This is a genomic window from Virgisporangium aurantiacum (assembly GCF_016863635.1).
Lineage (GTDB): Bacteria > Actinomycetota > Actinomycetes > Mycobacteriales > Micromonosporaceae > Virgisporangium > Virgisporangium aurantiacum.
Genome location: NZ_BOPG01000205.1, coordinates 1 through 664, shown reverse-complemented (window position 1 = coordinate 664; position 664 = coordinate 1). Strand labels below are relative to the sequence as shown.

At 78.2% G+C, this 664-nt stretch carries 1 protein-coding gene; it reads left to right on the top strand.

Annotated features, from left to right (window positions below; genetic code table 11):
• Positions 1-664: hypothetical protein (locus Vau01_RS63060; protein WP_204015512.1), on the top strand; the 664-nt coding region annotated here is incomplete at both ends.

The window sequence follows — 664 nt, the reverse complement described above, 5'->3', positions numbered from 1 at the left end:
GGCCGACGAACGCCCCGACGCGGGCTTCGACGCCGCAGCCGACGAACGCGTGGCCGGCTTCGCCGCAGCCGACGAACGGGTCGACGCGGGCCTCACCGCCGCCGACGAACGCGCCGCTGCGGGCTTCGACGCCGCGGACGACCGGGCCGATGCCGGCCTCGCCGCTGCCGACGACGAGCGCGCCGACGCGGGCTTCGACGCCGCGGACGACCGGGCCGATGCGGGCCTCGACGCTGCCGAGGAACGCGTGGCCGGCTTCGCCGCCGACGACGAGCGTGCCGCTGCGGACTTCGATGCCGCCGACGACCGGGCCGCCGTGGTGGACCGGGCCGCCGTCGAGCGCGCCGCCGAGGTTGACTTCGCGGCCGATGAGCGTGCGGTGGTCGACTTGGCCGCCGATGAGCGGGCCGCCGTCGACTTCGCGGCCGCCGAACGCGCGGCCGTCGACTTCGCGGCCGTCGCGCGGGCCGCCGTCGACTTCGCCGCCGTCGCGCGCGGGGTGGTCGACTTCGCCGCCGCCGAACGCGCCGTCGACTTCGCCGCCGTGGAGCGGGCCGTGGTCGACTTCGCTGCCGCCGGGCGTGAGCTGGCCGACTTGGCAGCGGCCGGCCTGGTGGTGGCGGAGCGGGTGGACGCGGTGGACTTCACCGGGCGGGCCGATGCC